Genomic DNA, 22833 nt, shown 5'->3' on the forward strand with positions numbered 1-22833 from the left:
ATGCAGCGCGAAGCGATGAGGAGGAGGCGGAACAATCATGAACGGATCTCTTTGTCGCGCAGAGACTTCGGGTCGATCACCTCGCGGATCAGGCGCAGCTCGTCGGCGGTCGGCACCCTGGTCTCCGAGGCCTCGTCGAGGCCGTGAACCTCGAACGAGGTGTTCTCCCGCACGTCGTCGGGTGACACGCCGGGATGCAGCGACACCGCCCGCATGCTTCGGTCCGGCCCGGCGAAGTCGAACACCCCGAGGTTCGACACCACCCGATACGGGTTGGCGAACCGGAACGCCGGGTTGGCCGGATCGATCTTGTCCCAGCCGATCCCGCACACCACGTCGACGGCCTCGCAGAACACCCGCTTGGAATGGTTGCCGACCCAGTAGCTGGTGGCGTGGTTGATGGCGTTGCCGGGCCCCCCGCGCACGCCGAACATCTGACGCGTGGGGTGCTGCAACGGTCCGAACGCCGAGATGTTCTGATTGCCAAAGCGGTCAACCTGATTGGCGCCCATCACGACATGGCGCCGCCCCCAGGCCAGGGTCTCGAACACCCGGCCAAACGGCATCCATCCCTCTACGGCCCCGGACGCACCCAGGGCGGGGGTGTCGGCCAGCAGCTGGGCCTCGCCGTCGGTGAGCAGGATGTCGGGGGAGAAGGTCAGCCGGGCCAGCCGCGCGCCGACCGAAGCCATGTTGGTCATCGGGCTGACCATGATTTCGCCCGCGCCCCTGAACAACTCGGCGCAGGCGACCGCGCAGATCTCGGCACGGCTGCTCATTTCGCGGCCTCCTCGGCAAACGCGCGCACGGCCGCCTGGTAATCGTCCTCGCTGCCCGACAGGTAGGTCTGGACGAACTTCTGCCAGCCCTCGTCGGTCGAGGCCGCCTCGGCGTAGTGGCGCTGAAACTTCTCGTCTCGGCCGTAATCCGGTGCGGCGGTGGTGAAGTGGGCCCCGCCCGGGGCCTCGACCACCGAGTCGACCATCATCCGGTTCACCAGCAGCGCCTGCGGCGGCACCGCCTTGACCAGCTCCTGGGTGGACACGACGCGCTCCACCGACAGGTAGCGCTTTTCGGCGGCCATCAAGAACAGGTCGTCGAAATACGGGTCGATCCCGGTGTAGGCGGCGTTGCCTTGGCTGTCACCGAGGTTGAGGTGTACGAACGCGGCGTCCAGGCGCAGCGCGGGCATCGCGAGCAGCGTCTCGTGCCCGCCGCCGGGCGCCGGGTACGGGCTGGTCACCGTCTGCAGTTCGCCCTCCCAGAAGTCGAGCACCGAACTGCCCAGCCCGGCGCGGATCGGCAGGAACGGCAGGCGCTGCGACGCGGCCTGCAGCCCGCAGCGCAGCATGCCCTCGTCCATTTCCCGGGCCTCCAGGGCGCCGCTGGTGCGGGCCTTGGCAAACCACGGGTCGTAGAACGGCGCGGAGTCCAGCGACACGAATCCGTAGTAGACCCGCTTGACCTTGCCCGCCGAGCACAGCAGCCCGAGGTCGGGCCCGCCATAGGTGACGACGGTCAGGTCGGTGACGTCGGTGCGCAGCATGGCGCGCACGAACGCCATCGGCTTGCGCCGCGAGCCCCAGCCGCCGATGCCGATCGTCATGCCGCTGCGCAGGCCCGCCACGGCGTCGTCGAGGGTGGTGCGCTTGTCGCTCAACGTTTCTCGCCCTTCGCCGTGCCGGCGAACGCGTCGCGGTGCTCGTCGGACACCCCGGCCAGGTTGAGCTCGAACGTAAAGCCTTGCTCCATGCGGTAACTCGAGTTGACCCGCTGCACGTCGATGAAGTTGAGCGCCTCTTTGGCCGCGCGGATCACGCGGGTGTCCTTGGCCGCGATGTCGCGGGCCACCCGCAACGCCGCCTCGTCGAGGTCGGCCCGGGGCACCACCTCGTGCACCGAGCCGAAGTGATGCAGGGTGGCGGCGTCCACGGTGGCCGCGGTGAAGAACAGCCGCCGCATCATGTGCTGCGGCACCAGCCGCGACAGGTGGGTGGCCGCGCCGAGCGCGCCGCGTTCCACCTCGGGCAGCCCGAAGGTCGCGTCGTCGGAGGCCACGATCACGTCGGCGTTGCCGACCAGCCCGATGCCGCCGCCGACGCAGAAGCCGTTGACCGCGGCGATCACCGGGACGGCGCACTCGTAGACCGCGCGGAACGCGGCGAAGCAGCCGCGGTTGGCGTCGATCAGCGCGGTAAACCCCTCCGTGCGCTGCATCTCCTTGATGTCGACGCCCGCGTTGAAGCCGCGGCCCTCGGCCCGCAGGATCACCGCGTGGGTGGCGGTGTCGGCGCCGGCGGCGGTGATCGCGTCGGCGAGTTCGAACCAGCCGCGCGAGGGGATCGCGTTGACGGGCGGGTAGTCGACGGTGACCGAGGCGATGCCCGGTTCGGGGGTGCTCGTTGTGATCGGCAAGGTCGCACGTCCTTCTCAGAAATTCCGGCTGGCTACCTAAGCAAGCACTTGCTTGGTACGCTAGCACAGTGACTCGCGCCGAAGGAGCCCCGATCAATTTGGGACTGGCCGGGCGGGTGGTCCTGGTCACCGGTGGCGTCCGGGGGGTGGGCGCGGGCATCAGCTCGGTGTTCGCCGCGCAGGGCGCGAGCGTGATCACCTGCGCGCGCCGGCCCGTCGAGGGACTGCCCTACGAGTTCCACTCGTGCGACGTGCGCGACGACGAGGCGGTCAGGGCGTTGATCGACACGATCGTCGATCGGCACGGTGGCATCGACGTAGTCGTCAACAACGCCGGCGGTTCGCCGTACGTGTTGACCGCCGAGGCCAGCGCGAAGTTCAACCGCAAGATCATCGAGCTCAACCTCATTGGCGCGCTGGGCGTATCGCAGCACGCCAACGCCAAGATGCAAACCCAGCCGCGCGGCGGGTCGATCGTCAACATCTGCAGTCTCAGCGGGCGGCGGCCGTCCCCGGGCACCGGTGCGTACGGGGCGGCCAAGGCCGGCCTGGAAAGCCTCACCCAGACGCTGGCGGTGGAGTGGGGGCCGAAGGTCCGGGTGAACGCCTGCGTGGTGGGCATGGTCGAGACCGAACAGGCCGAGCTGTTCTACGGCGACGCCGAGTCGATCGCCGCGATCTCGAAGAATGTGCCACTGGGCCGGCTGGCCAAGCCCGAGGACGTCGGTTGGGCCACAGCGTTTTTGGCCTCCGACGCGGCGTCCTACATCAGCGGTGCCGCGTTGGAGGTGCACGGCGGCGGCGAGCCGCCGCACTACCTGGCCACCACCAACGCGAGCGCGATCAAGTAGAGGAGACAAGGGATATGGGCTTGCTCGACGGACGTGTCGTCATCGTCACCGGGGCGGGCGGCGGCATCGGCCGCGCGCACGCGCTCGCCTTCGCGGCCGAAGGGGCGCGCGTGGTGGTCAACGACATCGGGGTGGGCCTGGACGGCTCGCCGGCCAGCGGCGGCAGCGCCGCCCAGGGCGTGGTGGACGAAATCATCGCGGCCGGTGGGGAAGCCGTCGCCAACGGCTCCGACGTCTCGAACTGGGACCAGGCGGCCGGCCTGATCCAGACCGCCGTCGACACCTACGGCGGCCTGGACGTTTTGGTCAACAACGCCGGCATCGTGCGGGACCGGATGCTGGCCAACACCAGCGAGGCCGAGTTCGACGCCGTCGTCGCCGTGCACCTCAAGGGCCACTTCGCCACGATGCGGCACGCCGGGTCGTATTGGCGGGGGCTGTCGAAGGAGGGCAAGCCCGTCAACGCGCGGATCATCAACACCAGTTCCGGCGCGGGGCTGCAGGGCAGCGTCGGGCAGGCCAACTACAGCGCGGCCAAGGCGGGCATCGCCGCCCTGACGTTGGTGGGCGCCGCCGAGATGGGTCGTTACGGCGTGACGGTCAACGCGATCGCGCCGTCGGCGCGCACCCGCATGACCGAGACCGTGTTCGCCGAGATGATGGCAACGCAGGACCAGGATTTCGACGCCATGGCGCCGGAAAACGTGTCGCCGCTGGTGGTCTGGCTGGGCAGCGCCGAATCCCGCGACGTCACCGGCAGGGTGTTCGAGGTTGAGGGCGGCAAGATCCGGATCGCCGAGGGGTGGGCGCACGGCCCACAGATCGACAAGGGCGCGCGGTGGGATCCCGCCGAGCTGGGGCCCGTCGTCGCCGACCTGCTGGCCAAGGCGCGACCGCCCGTCCCGGTCTACGGGGCGTGACCGACCGCCCGCGCCGAACGTGCTCTCACGGTGAGGTTTTCGCTGATTCTTCGCCCTGGTTGCACGTTCGGCGCCCAGCCTAGCGCGGTTCGTCCGACTTGCGTCCGGTCGTGGTCAGCCACGCCGCGGGGAACCACAGCAGCTTGGCGCCGATCCTGCCGTTGGTCCGGCGGTACAGCCAGATGTGGCCGCGGGCAAAGTATTTGAGCAGCTGCGCGACCGGCCGAGAGTTGCGGATCCGGTTCACGGCTCGCAGATGACGACCGGGATCACCCGCTGGGTCCACGACTGATAGTCCTCGAACGAGGGATACATCGCGACCAGCTTGGGCCAGTAGTGGTCGCGCTCTTCCGGCGTGGCGTCGCGCGCCCGCAGCTGCAGCACCTCGTCCTTGATCTGCACCGACACCTTCGGGCCCGCCTTCAGGTTGAGGTACCACATGGGGTTCTTTTCGCGCCCGCCTTGCGATGCCACCAGGATCACGCGCTCGCCGTCGCGCAGGTACAGCAGGGGGCTCACCCGCGGCTGACCGCTCTTGCGGCCCGTCGTGGTCAGCAGCGCGACCGGACTCTTCTGGAAGACACCGCCGAGCTTTCCGTTGCTGCGCTTGTAGATCCAGGCGTTGCCCCGCGACATCCACTTGATGAAGAAGGTGACCCAGGGCGCGTTCAGATGTCGTGGCTTTTCCATGGCGCCCCCTAGGCCTCGCGCTGAAGGTACGGCTTGAAACGAACCCGGATGTGGTGGATCGCGGCTGTGCCGTTCGGGCTTTCGGCCGGGATGACGAACGTCTCGTCGACCCGGGCGGCCAGCCGTCGGCCGGCGAACCCGGCCTTGGTCAGCACGTCGTAGCCGGCGCGCACCTCGTCGCCGACGATGCGGTAGTCGGGCTGCGTCGTCTGCGTGATGACCCGGTACTGGGGCCCGCGATTGAGGCTGCGCCGCAAGTGGTTTCCGGAGAATCCGTTCTTGATGCCCTGCTCGATGCGGGTGCACCCGTCGGCAAAGGGAACGGAGTCGCCGTCGCGGCTGACCAGTGCGTCGATGTAGGCCTGCGCCGCGGCGATCCGGCTCTCTTCGGAGACGATCAAGTGACGATCGCTGAGGGGCTAGATGCGCTCGATGATGGTGCCGGTGGACAGCGCGCCGCCGGCGCACATCGTGATCAGCGCGGTGGTCTGATCGGTGCGCTCGAGTTCGTGCAGGGCGGTGGTGATCAGGCGGCTGCCGGTGCTGCCCACCGGGTGGCCCAGCGCGATGGCGCCGCCGTTGACGTTGACCCTGTCCATGTCGGGCTCGTGGACCCGCGCCCACGACAGCACCACCGAGGCGAACGCCTCGTTGATCTCGACGATGTCGATGTCGCCGATCTTCATCCCGGCCTTCTCGAGCACCTTGGCCGTCGACTGCACCGGGCCGTCCAGGTGGTAGTACGGCTCCGCGCCGACCAGCGCCTGGCTGACGATGCGGGCCCGCGGCCGCAGGCCCAGCGCCTTGGCCTTGTCCTCGTCCATCCACAGCACGGCCGCCGCGCCGTCGGAGATCTGCGACGACGTGCCCGCGGTGTGCAGGCCGCCCTCGATGACGGGCTTCAGCGCCGAAAGGCCCGACAGCGTGGTGTCGCGCAGGCCCTGGTCGCGGGAGATGGTGACGCGCTGGGACGTCGGTTGCTTGTTCTCGTCCAGGGCGGGCGCCTCGATCGGGGAGATCTCGCGGTCGAAGCGGCCCTCGGCCCAGGCCTGCTTGGCCTTGGCCTGCGATTGGTAGCCGAACTCGTCGAGTTCGTCGCGGGTGATGCCGCGGCGCTTGGCGATCCGCTCGGCGGCGGTGAACTGGTCGGGCAGGTCGATGTCCCACGAGGCGGGCCGCAGGATGCTGCGGTCGGGGCCGGCGTTGGCGCCGAGCCCGACGCGGCTCATGGCCTCGATGCCGCAGGCGATGCCGATGTCGATGGCGCCCGCCGCGATCAGGCCGGCCACCAGGCCGTTGGCCTGCTGGCTGCTGCCGCACTGGCAGTCCACGGTCGTGGCGCCGACGTGCTCGGGCAGGCCGGCGACCAGCCAGCTCACCCGGGTGATGTTGTTGGACTGTTCGCCGAACTGCGTGACGCAGCCGCCGACGACCTGCTCGACGTCGCCCGCGTCGATTCCGGCCTTCTCGACCAGCGCCTTTTGCACCGCGCCGAGCAGCTCGGTGGCGTGCAGTCCTGAGAGCCATCCGGCGCGTTTGCCGATCGGGCTGCGGGTGGCTTCGACGATTACCGGGTTACCCATGGGGTCAGGCTAGAACACGTTTCATTACTATGACAAGCGACGATGCGTCAGCGCCTTTTTTATACGGTGGAGGCATGTTTTACTGGCAGCAGGGCTCCACTAGGAGAGCTAGTGTCCTGGAATCGCCAGCCACTGGCCAGTCGCCAGACCAGCATAGGGACGATCAGAAGGAGAAGTTAGCGTGCCCAGCCCGAACCTGCCGCCCGGATTCGATTTCCTGGACCCGGACATCAACGTCAAGGGCCTGCCGGTCGCCGAGTTGGCCGAGGTGCGGAGGTCCCAGCCGATCTACTGGGTCGACGTTCCCGGTGGGACCGGCGGTTTCGGAGACAAGGGCTACTGGGCCATCACCAAGCACAAAGACGTCAAGGAAATCTCCATCCGCAGCGACGTCTTCTCGAGTCAGCAGGACTGCGCCATTCCGGTCTGGCCGCACACGATGACCCGCGAGCAGATCGACCTGCAGCGCAACGTCATGCTCAACATGGACGCCCCGCACCACACCCGGCTGCGCAAGATCATCTCCCGCGGTTTCACCCCGCGCGCCATCGGGCGGCTGCGCGACGAGTTGGACGCCCGCGCCCAAAGCATCGCCAAGGCCGCGGCGGCGGCCGGCTCCGGGGACTTCGTCGAGCAGGTGTCGTGTGAGCTGCCGCTGCAGGCCATCGCCGACCTGTTGGGCGTCCCGCAGGACGACCGGGACAAGATCTTCCGCTGGTCCAACGAGATGACCGGCAACGAGGACCCCGAGTACGCCCACGTCGACCCGCAGATGTCGTCGGCCGAGCTGATCATGTACGCGATGAAGATGGCCGAGGAGCGGGCCAAGAATCCCGGGGACGACATCGTCACCAAGCTGGTCCAGGCCGACATCGACGGCGAGAAGCTTTCCGACGACGAGTTCGGTTTCTTCGTGGTGATGCTGGCGGTCGCCGGCAACGAGACCACCCGCAACTCGATCACGCACGGCATGATCGCGTTCTCGGAGAACCCCGACCAGTGGGAGCTGTTCAAGAAGGAACGCCCGGAGACCGCCGCCGACGAGATCGTCCGCTGGGCCACCCCGGTCACCGCGTTCCAGCGCACCGCGCTGGAGGACTACGAGCTGTCCGGCGTGCAGATCAAAAAGGGCCAGCGGGTGGTGATGTTCTACCGCTCGGCGAACTTCGACGAAGAGGTCTTCGAGGACCCGCACACCTTCAACATCATGCGAAACCCCAACCCGCACGTCGGTTTTGGCGGCACCGGCGCCCACTACTGCATCGGGGCCAACCTGGCCAAGATGACGATCAACCTGATCTTCAACGCCGTTGCCGACCACATTCCGGACCTCAAGCCGCTGTCGCAGCCCGAGCGGCTGCGGTCGGGCTGGCTCAACGGCATCAAGCACTGGCAGGTGGACTACACGGGCAAGTGCCCGGTGGCGCACTGATATGGACTTCAATCTCACTGCCACACAACAGGCCGTCGCCGACGTGGTGACGTCCGTGCTGGATCGCGACCTGTCGTGGGAGGCGCTGGTGGACGGGGGCGTGACGGCGCTGCCGGTGCCCGAACGTCTCGGCGGCGACGGTGTCGGCCTGCCCGAGGTGGCCACGGTGCTGACCGAGGTGGGTCGCCACGGCGCCGTCACGCCGGCGCTGGCCACGTTGGGGCTTGGCGTGGTGCCGGTGCTGGACCTGGCATCCGAAAACCAGCAGGACCGCTTCCTCGCCGGGGTCGCCAAGGGCGCGGTGCTGACGGCGGCGCTCAACGAGCCCGGCGCTGCGCTGCCCGACCGGCCCGCCACGACCTTCGCCGATGGTCGCTTGAGCGGCACCAAGATCGGTGTCGGGTATGCCGAACAGGCGGAGTGGATGGTCGTCACCGCCGACAGCGCGGTTCTGGTGGTGTCGCCCAAGGCCGACGGTGTGCGGCTGGTCCGCACGCCCACGTCGAACGCGTCGGCGGAGTACACGGTCACGTTCGACGGTGTGGCCGTTGATGATTCGGATGTCTTGGCGGGCGCATCCGCGCGCCGGGTCAACCAGCTGGCGCTGGCGGCGATGGGCGCGTACGCCGACGGTCTGGTGGCCGGGGCGCTCCGATTGACCGCCGACTACGTGGCCAACCGCAAGCAGTTCGGCAAGCCGCTGTCGACGTTCCAGACCGTGGCGGCGCAGCTGTCGGAGGTCTACATCGCCTCGCGCACCATCGATTTGGCGGCCAAGTCGGTGGTGTGGCGGCTGTCGGAGGGCCGCGACGCGGACGCCGACCTGGACGTGCTCGGCTACTGGGTCACGTCGCAGGCGCCGCCGGTGATGCAGACCTGCCACCACCTGCACGGCGGCATGGGCATGGACATCACCTACCCCATGCACCGGTATTACTCCACGATCAAAGACCTGACCCGGCTGCTGGGCGGTCCGTCTCATCGCCTGGATCTGTTGGCGATCGCAAGCGCGGCGGGGCCGGGCGCAGCGGGTCGCCAACCGGACGATCTCGTGGGAGCGCAATGTTCATAGACCTGACCCCCGAGCAGCGCCGGCTGCAAGCCGAATTGCGGGAATACTTTTCGAACCTGATCTCGTCGGACGAGATGAAGGCGATGGAGCAGGACCGTCACAACGAGGCCTATCGGGCGGTGATCCGGCGGATGGGCAAGGACGGCAAGCTCGGCGTGGGGTGGCCGAAGGAGTTCGGCGGCTTGGGCTTTGGCCCGATCGAGCAGCAGATCTTCGTCAACGAGGCGCACCGGGCCGACGTGCCGCTGCCCGCCGTGACGCTGCAGACGGTGGGCCCCACGCTGCAGGTGTTCGGCAGCGAAATGCAGAAGAAGAAGTTCCTGCCGGCCATCCTGGCCGGCGAGGTGCACTTCGCGATCGGCTACACCGAGCCCGAGGCCGGCACCGACCTCGCCTCGTTGCGGACCACCGCCGTGCGGCAGGGCGACGAGTACATCGTCAACGGGCAGAAGGTGTTCACCACCGGCGCGCACGACGCCGACTACATCTGGCTGGCCTGCCGCACCGACCCGGAAGCCGTGAAACACAAGGGCATTTCGATCCTGATCGTCGACACGAAGGATCCCGGCTATTCGTGGACGCCGATCATCCTGTCCGACGGTGCCCACCACACCAACGCCACGTACTACAACGACGTGCGGGTGCCCGCCGACATGCTGGTCGGCGAGGAGAACGGCGGCTGGCGGCTGATCACCACCCAGCTCAACAACGAGCGGGTGATGCTGGGCCCGGCGGGCCGGGTCGCGGGCATCTACGACCGGGTGCGCGCGTGGGCGTCCAAGCCCGGCGCCGACGGCGTCGCCCCGATCGACCACGACGACGTCAAGCGGGCGCTCGGCGAGATCTACGCGATGTGGCGGATCAACGAACTGCTCAACTGGCAGGTGGCCGCCGCGGGCGAGGACATCAACGTGGCCGACGCCGCGTCGACGAAAGTGTTTGGGACCGAGCGGATTCAGTACATCGGCCGGCTCGCCGAGGAAATCGTGGGCCGGTACGGCAACCCGGCGGAGTCGGACACCGCCGAGCTGCTGGGCTGGCTGGACTCGCAGACCAAACGCAACCTGGTCATCACCTTCGGTGGGGGCGTGAATGAAGTCATGCGCGAAATGATCGCGGCGGCGGGCCTGAAGGTGCCGAGGGTGCCGCGATGACCGACATCCACGAAGCCGTCGCGGAGATCAAGGCGGCCGGCGGCCCCAAGCCGCGCGCCGGCCGCGACCCGGTGAACCAGCCGATGATCAACAACTGGGTGGAGGCCATCGGCGACCGCAACCCGATCTACGTCGACGAGGCCGCCGCCCGCGCCGCCGGGCATCCCGGGATCGTGGCCCCGCCGGCCATGATTCAGGTGTGGACGATGTTCGGCCTGGCCGGCGAACGCCCCAAGGACGACCCGATGGGTCCGATCATGGCGCTGTTCGACGAGGCCGGCTACATCGGTGTGGTGGCCACCAACTGCGAGCAGACCTACCACCGCTACCTGCGGCCCGGCGAGCAGGTCAGCATCACCTCCGAGATGGGCGACGTGATCGGCCCGAAGCAGACCGCGCTGGGGGAGGGGTTCTTCGTCAACCAGCACATCATCTGGCGCGTCGGGGACGAGGACGTCGCCGAGATGAATTGGCGCATCCTCAAATTCAAGCCGCGCGAGTCGTCGTCCGAACCCTCCCCGGTGCCGGCGGACGTGGACCCCGACGCGATGATGCGGCCCTCGTCGTCGCGGGACACCGCGTTCTTCTGGGAGGGCGTCAAGGCGCACGAGCTGCGCATCCAGCGGCGCCCCGACGGCACGCTGCAGCACCCGCCGGTGCCGGCGGTGTGGCAGGACAAGTCGGAGCCGATCGACTACGTGGTGGCCAGCGGTCGCGGCACGGTGTTCAGCTTCGTGGTGCACCACGCGCCGAAGGTGCCCGGTCGCACGCTGCCGTTCGTCATCGCCCTGGTGGAACTGGATGAGGGGGTGCGGATGCTGGGCGAGCTGCGCGGGGTGGACCCCGGCGCCGTCACGATCGGGATGCCGGTGCGCGCAACGTATATCGACTTCCCGGCGGGAGACGCCGGGCCGGAGTGGACCCTTTACGCCTGGGAGCCCGCGGGAGATCGACCATGAGCGCGCCGGCCGTGGAAGTGGGCACCGCGTTGCCCGAACTCAAGCTGTACGGCGACCCGACGTTCATCATCTCGACCGCGTTGGCCACCAGGGACTTTCAGGATGTGCATCACGACCGGGACAAGGCGCAGGCCAAGGGGTCGAAGGACATCTTCGTCAACATCCTCACCGACACCGGGCTGGTGCAGCGCTTCGTCACCGACTGGGCCGGGCCGTCGGCGCTGATCAAGTCGATCGGGCTGCGGCTCGGGGTGCCGTGGTACGCCTACGACACGGTGACGTTTTCCGGCGAGGTGACCGCCGTCGAGGACGGGCTGATCACCGTAAAGGTGTTGGGCCGCAACAGCCTCGGCGATCACGTCATCGCCACGGTCACGCTGACGATGGGGGATGCCTAGTGTTGTCGGGTAAGGCGGCCATCGTCGGCATCGGGGCCACCGACTTTTCCAAGGACTCCGGCCGCAGCGAGCTGCGGCTGGCCGCCGAGGCGGTGCTCGACGCGCTAAACGACGCCGGGTTAAGCCCGTCCGACGTGGACGGGCTGACGACCTTCACGATGGACACCAACACCGAGGTCGCCGTGGCGCGCGCGTGCGGCATCGGCGAGCTGAAGTTTTTCTCCAAGATCCACTACGGCGGCGGGGCGGCGTGCGCGACCGTGCAGCAGGCGGCGATGGCGGTGGCGACCGGGGTGGCCGACGTCGTGGTGGCGTACCGGGCGTTCAACGAGCGGTCCGGGATGCGGTTCGGCCAGGTCCAGACGCGCCTGGTGGGAGACGGTGGCGCCCAAGCGGATTCGACGACGTCGGACAACGCGTTTTCCTATCCGCACGGGCTTTCCACGCCGGCCGCGCAGGTCGCGATGATCGCCCGGCGCTACATGCACTTTTCGGGCGCGACCAGCCGGGACTTCGGTGTGATCTCGGTGGCCGACCGCAAGCATGCCGCCAAGAACCCCAAGGCGTACTTCTACAAAAAGCCGATCACCATCGAGGACCACCAGAATTCGCGGTGGATCGCCGAGCCGTTGCGGCTGCTGGACTGCTGCCAGGAGACCGACGGCGCGGTCGCGATCGTGGTGACCTCGGCGGAGCGCGCGCGCGACCTCAGGCAGCGCCCGGCGATCATCGAGGCCGCCTCGCAGGGCTCGAGCCCCGACCAGTACACGATGGTCAGCTACTACCGGCCCGAGCTCGGCCTGCCCGAGATGGGGGTGGTGGGCCGGCAGCTGTGGGAGCAGTCCGGTCTGCGGCCGTCGGACATCCAGACCGCCATCCTCTACGACCACTTCACGCCGTTCACGCTGATCCAGTTGGAGGAGCTGGGGTTCTGCGGCCGCGGCGAGGCCAAGGACTTCATCGCCGACGGCGCCATCGAGGTGGGCGGCCGGCTGCCGATCAACACGCACGGAGGCCAGCTCGGTGAGGCCTACATCCACGGCATGAACGGCATCGCCGAGGGCGTGCGGCAGCTGCGCGGCACCTCGGTGAACCCGGTGCCCGACGTCGAGCACGTGTTGGTCACGGCCGGCACGGGGGTGCCGACGTCGGGCCTGATCCTGGGTTAGCTGCGGCTCGCGGCGAGGGTGCGGCTAGCCGCACGCTCGGCGACAAGGGGGCCGGCTAGCAGCGGCCGACGACCGGAAAGACGGTTTCCATTCCGCGCCGGCCCTTGATCGCCACCTGCTCGGCGCGGCCCCACGCGTAGTGCGACTCGACGGCGGCGTGCACGCTGGAGCTGACCATCACGTCGGCGTGCCCGGCGCGCCCGGCGATGCCGGCCAACCGGAACGCCACGTTGGTCGCGTCGCCGATCACGGCCGTGACGGTTCGCGTCATCGCGGCGAGCGCCGCTCGGCCCTGGACCACGCCCCAGCCCATGCGGATCGGCGAGCCGTCCGGCGCGCGCAGCGGCAGCGTGGGCCCGAGCTCCTCGACCCTGCGGTTGGCGGCGAGCGCGAAGTCGATGGCGAGCTGGTTGGCCGCCGGAATCGTCCGCAGTTCCCACACCGCGTACAGAGCGTCGCCGGCGTAGTGGTTGAGCGTGCCGCGGTGCGCGCGCAGCACGAGGTTGAGCTCGTGCCACAGATAGTTGAGGCTGCGGGCGATCACCTGGTTGTCGGTGACTTCGGAGATCGTCGAGTAGTTGGTGATATCGCCGACCACCATCACCATGGTCTCCTCGACGATCCGGGTGAGGGTGGGGCTGGTGTTGGTCGCCCCGACGGAGTTGAACCGGTCCGAGCGGAAGATGAGCACGGCGTCGCCCACACAGATCTGGTCCTCGGGCTTGATAGGGACCTGCACGGCGCGCTCGAGCGGCATGCCGTTGAGCAACGTCCCGTTGGTGCTGGTGTCGATGAGGAAGGCTCGGTCGGTGGCGACGTCCAAGCGGATCTCGAGGTGGTTGCGGGAGATGTTCGGATCCGCGATGACCAGTCGGCGGTGTTCGTCGATCCCGGCGCACTGCCGGCCGACGAACAGCTGATCGAAGATCGGTACTCTTTTTTCGCCGCCGTCGCTGTGCATGACGAGATGGGCCAACGGCTTGTCCCACCAATCGGAGCGCATCGCTTGACGACCTAGCTGCACGCGAACCTGTTTCGCTGCAGAGCTAATAGTACCGGCAGCGGCCGGTCAGCGAACGAGCTCCGGCCGCGCTTCCAGGGCCGCGCGGGTGGCGATCCGCCCGGCCTCCAGGGCGGCATCGATGTTCTTGAAGTCCAACGGGCCGATCGCCGAGACGTCCGGTTCGATGATCGCCGTGACTCGGGGAAGCTCGAGCAGGTTTCCCTTGGGGGCGGCGAGTTCGACGCTGCGAAGCAGCGTCTCTTGCAGCGGCGGTAGGGCTGTTTCCGTCCCGGTGATGAGCCTCCGCACGACCGCGGGCGGCTGAAGCCTCTCGGGGAGCGGGCCAAAACCCTTGGAGGGCACATACGTTCGGCGTAGGTCGACGCATATGACTTCGCCGTCGGGGTCGGCGCACATCACGTCGGCCGGGAGGATGTTCAGCAGCCCACCGTCGACCAACAGCCGTTCGCGATGTTGCACGGGCGGCATGAGACCGGGTATCGAGATCGAGGCGCGCACCGCGATCCACAACAGCCCCCGCCGATGGATGACCTGATCGCCGGTGACGATGTCCGTCGAGACGGAGAAAAACTCTTTGGGCAGCCGTTCGATCAAGGTATCGGCGCCGAAGAAGCCTTCCACCAGACGGTCGACGCGCCGCCCCCTCGTGAGGGCTATCGCGGGCAGCGTGTAGTCGCCGAGTGGCTTGCTTTCCGCGATGAACTCTCGTGCCGCGGCGGTCGCATCGTCGGCGTCGATGCCCAGCGCGAAGGTTGCCGCGGCGAGGGCGCCGGCGCTCGTTCCACCGAACCGGTCGATGACGACGCCGGCCCGGGTGAGCTCCTCGTACACGCCGTAATGCGCGAGGCCGCGGGCGCCGCCACCTCCGAGCACGAGGCCCATTGATCGCCCGGCGATCCTGCGGGCCAGCGCACCGACGCCGTCGTGGTCGGCGGGGTGGTGCGAAACCGGCTGCAGCAGGTCCCACCAGCTCGGATCCGGCACCACGCGGCAGGTGACGAGGTGGACCGGCCGTTGCGTGACCGGTGGATCGAGCGCTCGCGGTGGATGGGATTGATCGGCGATGACGACGAGCCGGTCGCTTTGTGCGACGACGTAGCGCCGCCAGATGTCGCCCGAGCCGCGATCGGCGACCACCAACAACCAATCGTTGCTTCGCTCCAGGCGATCGAGGGTCTCGCTGAACGCTTCGACGAGCTCGCCGTAGTGATCGGCCGCGGCCGTCGCGTCGACGGGCGGGGCGACCACCGCGGTCTGACCGTAGGAGCCCAGGCGCTTGGCGATCGCGTCGACAACCGGGCCCGCGGCCGCGTCGCCGGCCGACAGCACGCCGACGACCCGGCGGCCCCGAGAAACGTTGGCGGATCGCGACTCTCGCAGCGTTACCGCCATCGCGCGGAACATCGCCGACTGCAGTTGCGGAGCCTTGGCGAGCAGTTCGGTGAACGTGTCGGCGGCGATCCGCCAGACGACGCCGTCCCGAAGCGCCCGGATCCCGGCCGAGCGCGCGGCGCCCGTGATCACGCCGAGCTCTCCGATCGAATCGCCGGTCGCCATCTCGCGAAGCACCACTCCGTCGGCACCGACGGCGGCGAATCGCCCCGAGGCGATCAGGTAGATGGCGTCGGACGGCTCTCCCATGTGAAACAGCCACTCGTTGGCGGGGATGTACTGGCGATCTGCGGCGCCGGCGAGTTGGTCGAGTTGTTCGTCGTCGATCTCAGCGAATATCGGGATGCCGCGCAGCGCGGTTCGCTCGTCGGTCACACGCGGTTCAGGGGACCGCCCGTCGGGGCTCACGAGGCGCAGCTGTCGGAGTCCCTGCCCGCAACCTGGGCGCCCAGCATATTGCGCAGTTTAGCTGCAGTCGGCCCCCAGCAAAGGCCTACGCGGGGACGAGCTCGACCCCGGACAGCACCACGGCGTTGTCGCGCGAGGGGGCGACAACGGTGGCCACAAACCGGTCCGCGTCCTTCCAGATGCCGACCTTGAGGGTCTCGCCGGGGTAGGCCACCCCGGCGAAGCGCGCGCCGTAGGCGGCCACCGCGCCGGCATCGCCGTCCAGCAGCGAGTCGGTGATCGCCTTGCACGTCATGCCGTAGGTGCACAAACCGTGCAGGATGGGCTTGGGAAAGCCTGCGGCGGCGGCGAATTCGGGATCGGAGTGCAAGGGGTTACGGTCGCCGCAGAGCCGGTACAGCAGCGCCTGCTGCGGCAGGATCGGCATGTCGACCTCCAGGTCGGGCGCCCGGTCCGGCGCCGCGTCCTTCGATGACGGCCCGCGCTCGCCGCCGAAGCCGCCCTCGCCGCGGGCGAAGATGGACCGCCTCTGGGTCCACAGCAGGGCGCCGTCCGGGGCGCTTACCGTGGTCTCGCTCCAGATCACCGCGGCCTTGCCCTTGTCCCAGATGTCGGTGAATCGGGTGACGGCCGTCGCCGAGCCCGACGGCGGCAGCGGCGCGGGCACCTCGACCCGCTCGCTGGCGTGCAGCACCTTGCTCAGTTCGATGTCGATCCCGGGGAACCGCACCGTCGGCGGCTCGGTGGCGTGGAAGGTGGCGGCGACGTTGCCGAACGTAGGCAGCACCTGCGGCGTGTCGTCCACCAGGTAGCGCAGCTCGCGCGGGTCCATCGGATCCGCGCCGGCGCCGAGGCCCAGGTGGTAGAGCTGAATGTCGCTGCTCACCCAGGAGAATTCGATCGGTTCCAGCTCGGCGGCCAGCGCGACCGCTACGTCGATCGGCATGTCAGTTATCCCCCGCGATGTGCAGCGCCGCCAGGTAGCCGAACGTCATCGCCGGCCCGATGGTGCCGCCCGGCCCTGGATACGTGTGTCCCATCACCGGGGCGCTGACATTGCCTGCGGCGTAAAGGCCTTCGATGACGCTGCCGTCGTCGCGCAGCGCGCGGCCGTGCACGTCGGTGCGGATGCCGCCCTTGGTGCCCAGGTCGCCGGGCACCATCTTGGCCGCGTAGTAGGGCGGGTGGCTGATCTCGCCCAGGTTCGGGTTCGGCTTGTTGGTGGGGTCGCCGTAATAGCGGTCGTAGGCGCTTTCGCCGCGGTGGTAGTCCTCGTCGACGCCCGACCGCGCGAAGCCGTTGAAACGCTCAACGGTCGCGGTGAACTCGTCGACCGGAAGCCCGGCCGTTTCGGCCAGCTGCGCGAGGGTGTCGGCCCGAATGATGACGCCGGACTCCAGCCACTTGCACGGAATGCGTTGCCCGGGTTGCAATCCGGCGAAGATGTAGCGGTCGCGGTACTGCTGGTCGAACACCAGCCACGCGGGAATGTTCTCGCCGGGGCCGGGCCCCTGGCCGTATTCGCCGCCGTACATGTGGTGGCAGGCCTCGACGTAGGGCATCGACTCGTTCATGAACCGCTTGCCCGACATGTTGACGATGATCGACCCCGGCGAATTGCGCTCCGACAGCGCGAACCACGGCGCGCCGACCAGCGGCACCGTCGGGCCCCACCAGGCGTCCTCCATCAGATCCAATGCGGCGCCGAGCTTTTCGCCGGCCACGATCCCGTCACCGGTGTTGGCCTTGGCGCCGACGGTCCACTCCGTGGTGATGGGGGCGCGCTGGTACTTCACCCGCATCTGCTCGTTGTGCTCGAACCCGCCGCAGGCCAGGATCACGCCGCGGCGGGCGCGGAGCAGCCGCGGCTCGGCCGATTCCGATGCAGCGGTGTCTCGCGCGTAGACGCCCCGCACCACGCCGTCCTCGACGTAGAGGTCGGTCAGCGCGGTGTTGAGCACCACCGGAACGCCGGCGCGCTGCAACCCGATCCGCAACGGACCGATCAGCGCTCGTCCCATGCCGACCAGGTTCTTGCCGGTGGACTTGGCCCACATGGTGCGCGCGCCGACCTTCAGGCTGCGCAGCAGTCCGCGGGGGTGGCGCTTGAGTTGGTTGAGGCGCACGTAATCCTGCTGCATCACAACAACATTCAGGGGCACCTTGCCGTAGGCGGGCTCGAGGCCGGCCTCGTCGGCGCCGAGCTTGCGGGCGTTGAACGGCTTGGGCTCGATCGACCGGCCCTCGGCGCGGCCGCCCGGCGCCTCGGGGTAGTAGTCGGAGTAGCGCGGCACCCAGCACATCTTCAAAGGCGTGTGCTCGAGCACGAACGACAGCATCTCGGGCCCGCGCTGGAGGTAGGTGTCGATGCGCTCGGGCTCCACGATGTCGCCGATGATTCCGTGCAGGTAGGTGCGGGCCGCCTCGGGGGTGTCGCGCACGCCGTCGCGCTCGAGCACCTCGTTGTTCGGGATCCAGATGCCGCCGCCGGACCGCGCAGTGGAACCGCCATAGTGGGCAGCCTTCTCGATGACTATTGTCGAGAGGCCCCGGTGCGCGGCGGTAAGGGCGGCTACCATGCCGGCCCCGCCGCTCCCGACCACGACGACGTCGTACTCCTGCGCTGTCATGTAGAACACGTTATAGAATTGCCCGGGTTGGGCGCTACCGGCCCGGTCAAGCCGAAGACTTTTCAACGAGGGGACTTCCGGGAAATGCTCAGTGTGGCGGTCCGCGACGAGCTCGCCGCCGACCTCGCGCAGGCCGAGCGCAGCCGCGAGCCGATCGCACCGCTGACGTCCGGCTACCCCGACATCGATGTCGTCGACGCCTACGAAATCCAGCTGATCAATATCCGTCAGCGCGTCGCCGAAGGCGCCCGGGTGGTGGGCCACAAGGTGGGCCTGTCGTCGCTGGCGATGCAGCAGATGATGGGCGTCGACGAGCCCGACTACGGGCACCTGCTCGACGAGATGGAAGTGTTCGAAGACATACCCGTCAAGGCCGAACGCTACCTGTATCCGCGGGTCGAGGTCGAGGTGGGCTTCATCCTTGCCGAGGACCTTCCGGGCGCCGGCTGCACCGAGGACGACGTGCTGGCGGCCACCGAGGCCGTGGCGCCCTCGATCGAGCTGATCGACACCAGGATCACCGACTGGAAGATCGCCTTGTGCGACACCATCGCCGACAACGCCTCGTCGGCCGGCTTCGTGCTCGGTGAGAGCCGGGCGTCGCCGCGCGACGTGGACGTCAGGGCGATCGACGCGGTGCTGACGCGCAACGGCGAGGTGGTCGCCGAGGGCCGCAGCGACGCCGTGCTGGGCAATCCCGTCACGGCGGTGGCCTGGCTGGCGCGCAAGGTGGAAAGCTTCGGGGTGCGGCTGCGCAAGGGCGACATCGTGCTGCCCGGATCGTGCACCCGCGCGATCGACGCCCGCGCCGGCGACCGGTTCGTCGCCGACTTCGCCGGGCTGGGTTCGGTCCGGTTGTCCTTCGAATAGTCTCGGATTACTTTGGAACCAATCCAATACAGGAGTTGACATGCCCTCAAAGGCGAGTGTGGCCATCGTCGGATCGGGAAACATCAGCACCGATCTGCTCTACAAGCTCCTGCGCTCGGATTGGCTGGAACCGCGCTGGATGGTGGGCATCGACCCGCAGAGCGAGGGCCTGGCGCGGGCCCGCAAGCTGGGCCTGCAGACCACCCACGAAGGCGTCGACTGGCTGCTGGCGCAGCCCGACAAGCCCGACATGGTGTTCGAGGCGACCAGCGCCTACGTGCACCGGGAGGCCGCGCCCAAGTATGCGGCCGCGGGGATCAGGGCCATCGACCTCACGCCGGCCGCGGTGGGCCCGGCGGTGATCCCGCCGGCGAACCTGCGCGAGCACCTCGACGCCCCGAACGTCAACATGATCACCTGCGGCGGACAGGCGACGATCCCGATCGTGTACGCGGTCTCGCGCGTCGTAGAGGTTCCGTACGCGGAAATCGTCGCGTCGGTGGCATCGGTGTCGGCCGGCCCCGGCACCCGCGCCAACATCGACGAGTTCACCAAGACCACCAGCAAGGGCGTCGAGACGATCGGCGGCGCCGCCCGCGGCAAGGCGATCATCATCCTCAACCCGGCCGACCCGCCGATGATCATGCGCGACACCATCTTCTGTGCCATCCCCGAGGACGCCGACCGCGACGCCATCGCCAAGTCGATCCACGACGTGGTGGCCGAGGTGCAGACCTACGTCCCCGGCTACCGGCTGCTCAACGAGCCGCAGTTCGACGACCCGTCGCTCAACTCCGGCGGCCGGGCCCTGGTCACCACCTTCATCGAGGTCGAGGGCGCCGGCGATTACCTGCCGCCGTACGCGGGGAACCTGGACATCATGACCGCGGCGGCCATCAAGGTCGGCGAGGAGATCGCTAAAGAGACGCTGTCGGTCGCAGGAGGCACGCGATGAGTACCGACATTTTCTTCAACCCAATCTGGGACGTCCGGATAACCGACACGTCGCTGCGCGACGGGTCGCACCACAAGCGCCACCAGTTCACCAAGGAAGAGGTGGGCGCGATCGTGGCCGCCCTCGACGCCGCCGGGGTGCCGGTCATCGAGGTGACCCACGGCGACGGGCTGGGCGGGTCGAGCTTCAACTACGGGTTCTCCAAGACCCCCGAGCAGGAACTGATCAAGCTGGCGGCCGAGACCGCCAAAGAGGCCAGGATCGCGTTCCTGATGCTGCCCGGGGTGGGCACCAAGGACGACATCAAAGAGGCGCAGGACAACGGCGGGTCGATCTGCCGGATCGCGACCCACTGCACCGAGGCCGACGTCTCGATCCAGCACTTCGGGCTGGCGCGCGAGCTGGGCCTGGAGACCGTCGGGTTCTTGATGATGGCCCACACCATTCCGCCGGAGAAGCTGGCCGCCCAGGCGCGCATCATGGCCGACGCCGGATGCCAGTGCGTCTACGTCGTGGATTCGGCGGGCGCGCTGGTTCTCGAGGGCGTGCGCGACCGGGTGGCCGCGCTGGTCGCCGAACTGGGCGACGACGCGCAGGTCGGCTTCCACGGGCACGAGAACCTGGGCCTGGGGGTCGCCAACTCGGTCGAGGCAGTCCGCGCCGGCGCCAAGCAGATCGACGGCTCCTGCCGCCGGTTCGGGGCCGGCGCGGGCAACGCGCCGGTCGAGGCCCTGATCGGGGTATTCGACAAGATCGGCGTCAAGACCGGCATCGACTTCTTCGACATCGCCGACGCCGCCGAGGACGTGGTTCGTCCGGCCATGCCCGCCGAATGCCTGCTCGACCGCAACGCGCTGATCATGGGCTACTCGGGTGTCTACTCGAGCTTCCTCAAGCACGCCGTGCGCCAGGCCGAACGCTACGGGGTGCCGGCCCACGCGCTGCTGCACCGGGCCGGTCAGCGCAAGCTCATCGGCGGCCAGGAAGACCAACTCATCGACATCGCGCTGGAGATCAAGCGGGAGCTGGATAGTGGCGCCGTCGTCACGCATTAAAGACGTCGCCGGACACTAGGCGGCAGGTTTGTTCGGCCCGATCAGCGCATATCCGGCGTGTCCGCGCCCGGCTTCTCCTAGAATTCTTTGAATCCGGCGGAAGGCTGCGAACCGCCGTCGGAATTGGCCTAGCGTTTGTAGCGACTTCATGCGCCGCGAGGGGATTCGATGAGTTTTTTGACGTTGCCGCCGGAGATCAATTCGATGCTCATGTATGCGGGCGCCGGTCCCGGGCCGATGCTGGAGGCCGCGGCGGCCTGGAACGGGCTGGCCAGCGAGCTGGCGACGGCGGCCGAGTCGTTCTCGTCGGTGACCTCGGCGTTGACCGGTCAGGCGTGGCAGGGCGCGGCGGCGGCGGCGATGGCGGCGGCGGCCGCCCCGTATGCGTCATGGTTGACCGCGGCGTCGGCTCAGGCGTCCGCGGCGGCGGCCCAAGCCCAGGCGGTGGTGAGCGCGTTCGAGGCGGCGCTTGCGGCGACCGTGCACCCGCTGGAGGTCCAGGCCAACCGCAACGGCCTGGTCCAGCTGGTGATGAGCAACTTTTTCGGGCAGAACTGGCCGGCGATCGCGGCCACCGAGTTCAACTACGCGGAGATGTGGGCTCAGGACGTGGCGGCGATGGTGGGCTACCACGGCGGGGCCTCGGCCGCGGCCGGGCAGCTGCTGTCGGGGGCGGCCAGCCTGCCGCCCATCCCGAGCCTGCCCGGCGCCGGGGCCGCCGCGGCGGCCGGCGGTTCGGGCCAGGGGGCCGGAAGCAGCGGAGCCGGCGCCTCGGGCAGCGCGGCCACCTCGGGCGGCGCGGGTGGCGTCGCGCAGGCCGGGCCCGCGGTCGGCGGCGGGAACGTCGGCGGCGCTGACGCCAGCGGATCGGTCGGGGCTGCCGCGGGCGTACCCGGCGAAACCGTGGACGGTGGCTACGCGGCTGGCGCCGGCGCGGCCGACCCCAGCGCCGGTGCGGTCGCCACGGGTGGCAGCGCCGTAGGAAGCGCGGGCGCCGTCGGCGGCGGTGGCGTACCACCGGCGGGACTCATGGGGGCGGGCGGCATGGCCGCGATGATGGCGGCCTCAACGATGGGATCGTCGGCGTCGTCGACCTCGTCGGCGCAGCCCCCGGCACCGCCGGCGCCCAGGGACACGGTCGTGGCGTCGGCGCCGGAGCCGGTGGTGGAAACCGAAGCCGTCGAGGCCGTCGAGGCCGAGGAAGCGACGATTCCGGCCGCCGCCACGCCGCTGGCCACCACCCCGACCGCGGCCGGGCCCGCGGCCGAGGTGGCACCGGCCGAGGCAACCCCGACCAGGGCGCGCGAGCCCGGCGAAAGGCTCGCCGTGGCCGCGCCCCTGCCGGAATCGGCGGAGGAATCCGATCCCCGGGTCAGGCAGATTTCGTAGTCGCTCGCCGCAGGCGAGCGATCGGCGGGTGTCTGGCCCAGGCTAACGCGGGTAACCTCGGTCGCATGACCGTGACTTGGAACTCTCGCGTTCTCGGCGGTGCCCTGCTGGCCGCGACCGCGTCGGTGATGATCGCCGTACCGGTGGCCGGCGCCGACCCCCAGTGCAATCAGACCGTGGGTCAATCCATCGACTCCTACCTGACCCGGCATCCCGACGTGAAGGCGAAGCTGCAGGCCAGCTCAGAGGCGGAGGGCGGCGGCCCCAACGTCATCGACTACCTGAACCGGCATCCCGACGTGCGGCAGCACCTCATCGACCTGTCCCAGCAGTGCACGCACTAGGACGGGCGTAGCCTCCGCGCCGTCCGGCGAGTTTGTGGTCGTTGATGGGTTGTTTGGGGGTGTGCCGCTTGCGGTGCGGCGCTTGGAGCCGTGGCTGCCCGCGTCGTTGGATTGGTTGTTGGG

General features: G+C 68.9%; 23 protein-coding genes and 1 pseudogene. 13 read left to right on the forward strand and 11 right to left on the reverse strand.

The genetic code is table 11. The annotated features are described in order from the left end of the window. Positions 1-35: 35 nt before the first annotated feature. From ipdB to echA20, 3 genes are read right to left on the reverse strand one after another with little or no spacing between them, the layout of a single operon-like run. The gene (gene ipdB / locus AWC19_RS00475) at positions 36-779 is read right to left on the reverse strand and encodes a cholesterol ring-cleaving hydrolase subunit IpdB (protein ID WP_085076145.1); all 744 of its coding nucleotides are present in this window, start codon (positions 777-779) and stop codon (positions 36-38) included. Next, positions 776-1660, reverse strand: a complete 885-nt coding sequence (gene ipdA, locus AWC19_RS00480) for a cholesterol ring-cleaving hydrolase subunit IpdA (protein ID WP_085076146.1) — start codon at positions 1658-1660, stop codon at positions 776-778. Before ipdA ends, ipdB begins: the two co-directional genes overlap by 4 nt. Continuing rightward, positions 1657-2415, reverse strand: coding sequence for a (7aS)-7a-methyl-1,5-dioxo-2,3,5,6,7,7a-hexahydro-1H-indene-carboxyl-CoA hydrolase (echA20, locus tag AWC19_RS00485; protein WP_085076147.1), 759 nt, complete (start codon positions 2413-2415; stop codon positions 1657-1659). Before echA20 ends, ipdA begins: the two co-directional genes overlap by 4 nt. A 92-nt stretch (positions 2416-2507) precedes the next feature. Here echA20 and AWC19_RS00490 point away from each other — a divergent pair, with 92 nt between their 5' ends. Further along, positions 2508-3266: an SDR family oxidoreductase gene (locus AWC19_RS00490; RefSeq protein WP_085076166.1), complete on the forward strand. Its 759-nt coding sequence runs from the start codon at positions 2508-2510 to the stop codon at positions 3264-3266. Between the two features lie 14 nt (positions 3267-3280). Next, positions 3281-4186 (forward strand): SDR family oxidoreductase, encoded by a 906-nt coding sequence (locus AWC19_RS00495; protein ID WP_085076148.1) that lies wholly within the window; start codon positions 3281-3283, stop codon positions 4184-4186. Between the two features lie 82 nt (positions 4187-4268). Here the strand turns inward: AWC19_RS00495 and AWC19_RS00500 are convergent. From AWC19_RS00500 to AWC19_RS00515, 4 genes and pseudogenes are all read right to left on the reverse strand, one after another. After that, a pseudogene (locus tag AWC19_RS00500) lies at positions 4269-4442 on the reverse strand (nitroreductase/quinone reductase family protein); the annotation flags it as partial. Next, entirely contained in the window at positions 4430-4876 is a 447-nt protein-coding gene (locus AWC19_RS00505; protein WP_085076149.1) for a nitroreductase family deazaflavin-dependent oxidoreductase, read from the reverse strand. The gene AWC19_RS00505 and the pseudogene AWC19_RS00500, both read right to left, overlap by 13 nt. 8 nt (positions 4877-4884) lie before the next feature. Next, positions 4885-5277, reverse strand: coding sequence for a DUF8021 domain-containing protein (locus AWC19_RS00510; protein ID WP_085076150.1), 393 nt, complete (start codon positions 5275-5277; stop codon positions 4885-4887). 18 nt (positions 5278-5295) lie between these two features. Further along, positions 5296-6459, reverse strand: coding sequence for a steroid 3-ketoacyl-CoA thiolase (locus AWC19_RS00515; protein ID WP_085076151.1), 1164 nt, complete (start codon positions 6457-6459; stop codon positions 5296-5298). 181 nt (positions 6460-6640) lie between these two features. Here AWC19_RS00515 and AWC19_RS00520 point away from each other — a divergent pair, with 181 nt between their 5' ends. From AWC19_RS00520 to AWC19_RS00545, 6 genes are read left to right on the forward strand one after another with little or no spacing between them, the layout of a single operon-like run. Continuing rightward, positions 6641-7891 carry a cytochrome P450 gene (locus AWC19_RS00520; protein WP_085076152.1) on the forward strand — a complete coding sequence of 417 codons (1251 nt, stop codon included), beginning with the start codon at positions 6641-6643 and terminating at the stop codon, positions 7889-7891. A 1-nt stretch (position 7892) separates the two neighbouring features. Further along, entirely contained in the window at positions 7893-8963 is a 1071-nt protein-coding gene (locus tag AWC19_RS00525; RefSeq protein ID WP_085076153.1) for an acyl-CoA dehydrogenase family protein, read from the forward strand. Next, entirely contained in the window at positions 8954-10117 is a 1164-nt protein-coding gene (gene fadE29, locus AWC19_RS00530; protein ID WP_085076154.1) for an acyl-CoA dehydrogenase FadE29, read from the forward strand. The genes AWC19_RS00525 and fadE29 overlap by 10 nt, the downstream gene beginning before the upstream one ends. Further along, the gene (locus AWC19_RS00535; protein ID WP_085076155.1) at positions 10114-11076 is read left to right on the forward strand and encodes a bifunctional MaoC family dehydratase N-terminal/OB-fold nucleic acid binding domain-containing protein; all 963 of its coding nucleotides are present in this window, start codon (positions 10114-10116) and stop codon (positions 11074-11076) included. The genes fadE29 and AWC19_RS00535 overlap by 4 nt, the downstream gene beginning before the upstream one ends. Next, positions 11073-11474, forward strand: a complete 402-nt coding sequence (locus AWC19_RS00540) for a MaoC family dehydratase (protein ID WP_085076156.1) — start codon at positions 11073-11075, stop codon at positions 11472-11474. Before AWC19_RS00535 ends, AWC19_RS00540 begins: the two co-directional genes overlap by 4 nt. Next, on the forward strand, positions 11474-12643 hold the full coding sequence (locus tag AWC19_RS00545; protein ID WP_085076157.1) for a lipid-transfer protein: 1170 nt from the start codon (positions 11474-11476) through the stop codon (positions 12641-12643). The genes AWC19_RS00540 and AWC19_RS00545 overlap by 1 nt, the downstream gene beginning before the upstream one ends. Positions 12644-12698: 55 nt before the next feature. Here the strand turns inward: AWC19_RS00545 and AWC19_RS00550 are convergent, their stop codons facing one another. The 4 genes from AWC19_RS00550 to kstD all read right to left on the reverse strand — a co-directional run bounded on the left by AWC19_RS00550 (position 12699) and on the right by kstD (position 18097). Further along, positions 12699-13646, reverse strand: coding sequence for an adenylate/guanylate cyclase domain-containing protein (locus AWC19_RS00550; RefSeq protein WP_169718057.1), 948 nt, complete (start codon positions 13644-13646; stop codon positions 12699-12701). 66 nt (positions 13647-13712) lie between these two features. After that, a complete protein-coding gene (locus AWC19_RS00555; RefSeq protein WP_085076158.1) occupies positions 13713-15467 on the reverse strand; it encodes a cyclic nucleotide-binding and patatin-like phospholipase domain-containing protein in 1755 nt (584 codons plus the stop codon). Between the two features lie 85 nt (positions 15468-15552). Further along, positions 15553-16413: a MaoC/PaaZ C-terminal domain-containing protein gene (locus AWC19_RS00560; protein ID WP_085076159.1), complete on the reverse strand. Its 861-nt coding sequence runs from the start codon at positions 16411-16413 to the stop codon at positions 15553-15555. A gap of 1 nt (position 16414) precedes the next feature. Further along, a complete protein-coding gene (gene kstD / locus AWC19_RS00565; RefSeq protein WP_085076168.1) occupies positions 16415-18097 on the reverse strand; it encodes a 3-oxosteroid 1-dehydrogenase in 1683 nt (560 codons plus the stop codon). A gap of 84 nt (positions 18098-18181) precedes the next feature. On the opposite strand from kstD, the gene AWC19_RS00570 reads away from it, so the two are divergent. The 5 genes from AWC19_RS00570 to AWC19_RS00590 all read left to right on the forward strand — a co-directional run bounded on the left by AWC19_RS00570 (position 18182) and on the right by AWC19_RS00590 (position 22710). Next, entirely contained in the window at positions 18182-18967 is a 786-nt protein-coding gene (locus AWC19_RS00570; protein ID WP_085076160.1) for a 2-keto-4-pentenoate hydratase, read from the forward strand. Positions 18968-19007: 40 nt separating this feature from the next. Further along, positions 19008-19922, forward strand: coding sequence for an acetaldehyde dehydrogenase (acetylating) (locus tag AWC19_RS00575; protein WP_085076161.1), 915 nt, complete (start codon positions 19008-19010; stop codon positions 19920-19922). Then, a complete protein-coding gene (dmpG, locus tag AWC19_RS00580) occupies positions 19919-20977 on the forward strand; it encodes a 4-hydroxy-2-oxovalerate aldolase (RefSeq protein WP_085076162.1) in 1059 nt (352 codons plus the stop codon). Before AWC19_RS00575 ends, dmpG begins: the two co-directional genes overlap by 4 nt. Before the next feature lie 168 nt (positions 20978-21145). Then, positions 21146-22366, forward strand: a complete 1221-nt coding sequence (locus AWC19_RS00585) for a PPE family protein (protein WP_085076163.1) — start codon at positions 21146-21148, stop codon at positions 22364-22366. A 65-nt stretch (positions 22367-22431) separates the two neighbouring features. Then, positions 22432-22710: a hypothetical protein gene (locus AWC19_RS00590; protein ID WP_085076164.1), complete on the forward strand. Its 279-nt coding sequence runs from the start codon at positions 22432-22434 to the stop codon at positions 22708-22710. Positions 22711-22833: the final 123 nt, after the last annotated feature.

Source organism: Mycobacterium palustre, from assembly GCF_002101785.1.
GTDB lineage: Bacteria > Actinomycetota > Actinomycetes > Mycobacteriales > Mycobacteriaceae > Mycobacterium > Mycobacterium palustre.

Excerpts from the sequence above, each read along its gene's own strand:
- kstD (WP_085076168.1), bottom strand. The coding sequence starts at position 18,097 with ATGACAGCGCAGGAGTACGACGTCGTCGTGGTCGGGAGCGGCGGGGCC.
- AWC19_RS00515 (WP_085076151.1), bottom strand. The coding sequence starts at position 6,459 with ATGGGTAACCCGGTAATCGTCGAAGCCACCCGCAGCCCGATCGGCAAA.
- AWC19_RS00495 (WP_085076148.1), top strand. The coding sequence starts at position 3,281 with ATGGGCTTGCTCGACGGACGTGTCGTCATCGTCACCGGGGCGGGCGGC.
- AWC19_RS00525 (WP_085076153.1), top strand. The coding sequence starts at position 7,893 with ATGGACTTCAATCTCACTGCCACACAACAGGCCGTCGCCGACGTGGTG.
- AWC19_RS00550 (WP_169718057.1), bottom strand. The coding sequence starts at position 13,646 with ATGCGCTCCGATTGGTGGGACAAGCCGTTGGCCCATCTCGTCATGCAC.
- fadE29 (WP_085076154.1), top strand. The coding sequence starts at position 8,954 with ATGTTCATAGACCTGACCCCCGAGCAGCGCCGGCTGCAAGCCGAATTG.
- ipdB (WP_085076145.1), bottom strand. The coding sequence starts at position 779 with ATGAGCAGCCGTGCCGAGATCTGCGCGGTCGCCTGCGCCGAGTTGTTC.
- AWC19_RS00560 (WP_085076159.1), bottom strand. The coding sequence starts at position 16,413 with ATGCCGATCGACGTAGCGGTCGCGCTGGCCGCCGAGCTGGAACCGATC.
- dmpG (WP_085076162.1), top strand. The coding sequence starts at position 19,919 with ATGAGTACCGACATTTTCTTCAACCCAATCTGGGACGTCCGGATAACC.
- AWC19_RS00575 (WP_085076161.1), top strand. The coding sequence starts at position 19,008 with ATGCCCTCAAAGGCGAGTGTGGCCATCGTCGGATCGGGAAACATCAGC.
- AWC19_RS00505 (WP_085076149.1), bottom strand. The coding sequence starts at position 4,876 with ATGGAAAAGCCACGACATCTGAACGCGCCCTGGGTCACCTTCTTCATC.
- AWC19_RS00590 (WP_085076164.1), top strand. The coding sequence starts at position 22,432 with ATGACCGTGACTTGGAACTCTCGCGTTCTCGGCGGTGCCCTGCTGGCC.
- AWC19_RS00535 (WP_085076155.1), top strand. The coding sequence starts at position 10,114 with ATGACCGACATCCACGAAGCCGTCGCGGAGATCAAGGCGGCCGGCGGC.
- AWC19_RS00585 (WP_085076163.1), top strand. The coding sequence starts at position 21,146 with ATGAGTTTTTTGACGTTGCCGCCGGAGATCAATTCGATGCTCATGTAT.
- AWC19_RS00540 (WP_085076156.1), top strand. The coding sequence starts at position 11,073 with ATGAGCGCGCCGGCCGTGGAAGTGGGCACCGCGTTGCCCGAACTCAAG.
- AWC19_RS00570 (WP_085076160.1), top strand. The coding sequence starts at position 18,182 with ATGCTCAGTGTGGCGGTCCGCGACGAGCTCGCCGCCGACCTCGCGCAG.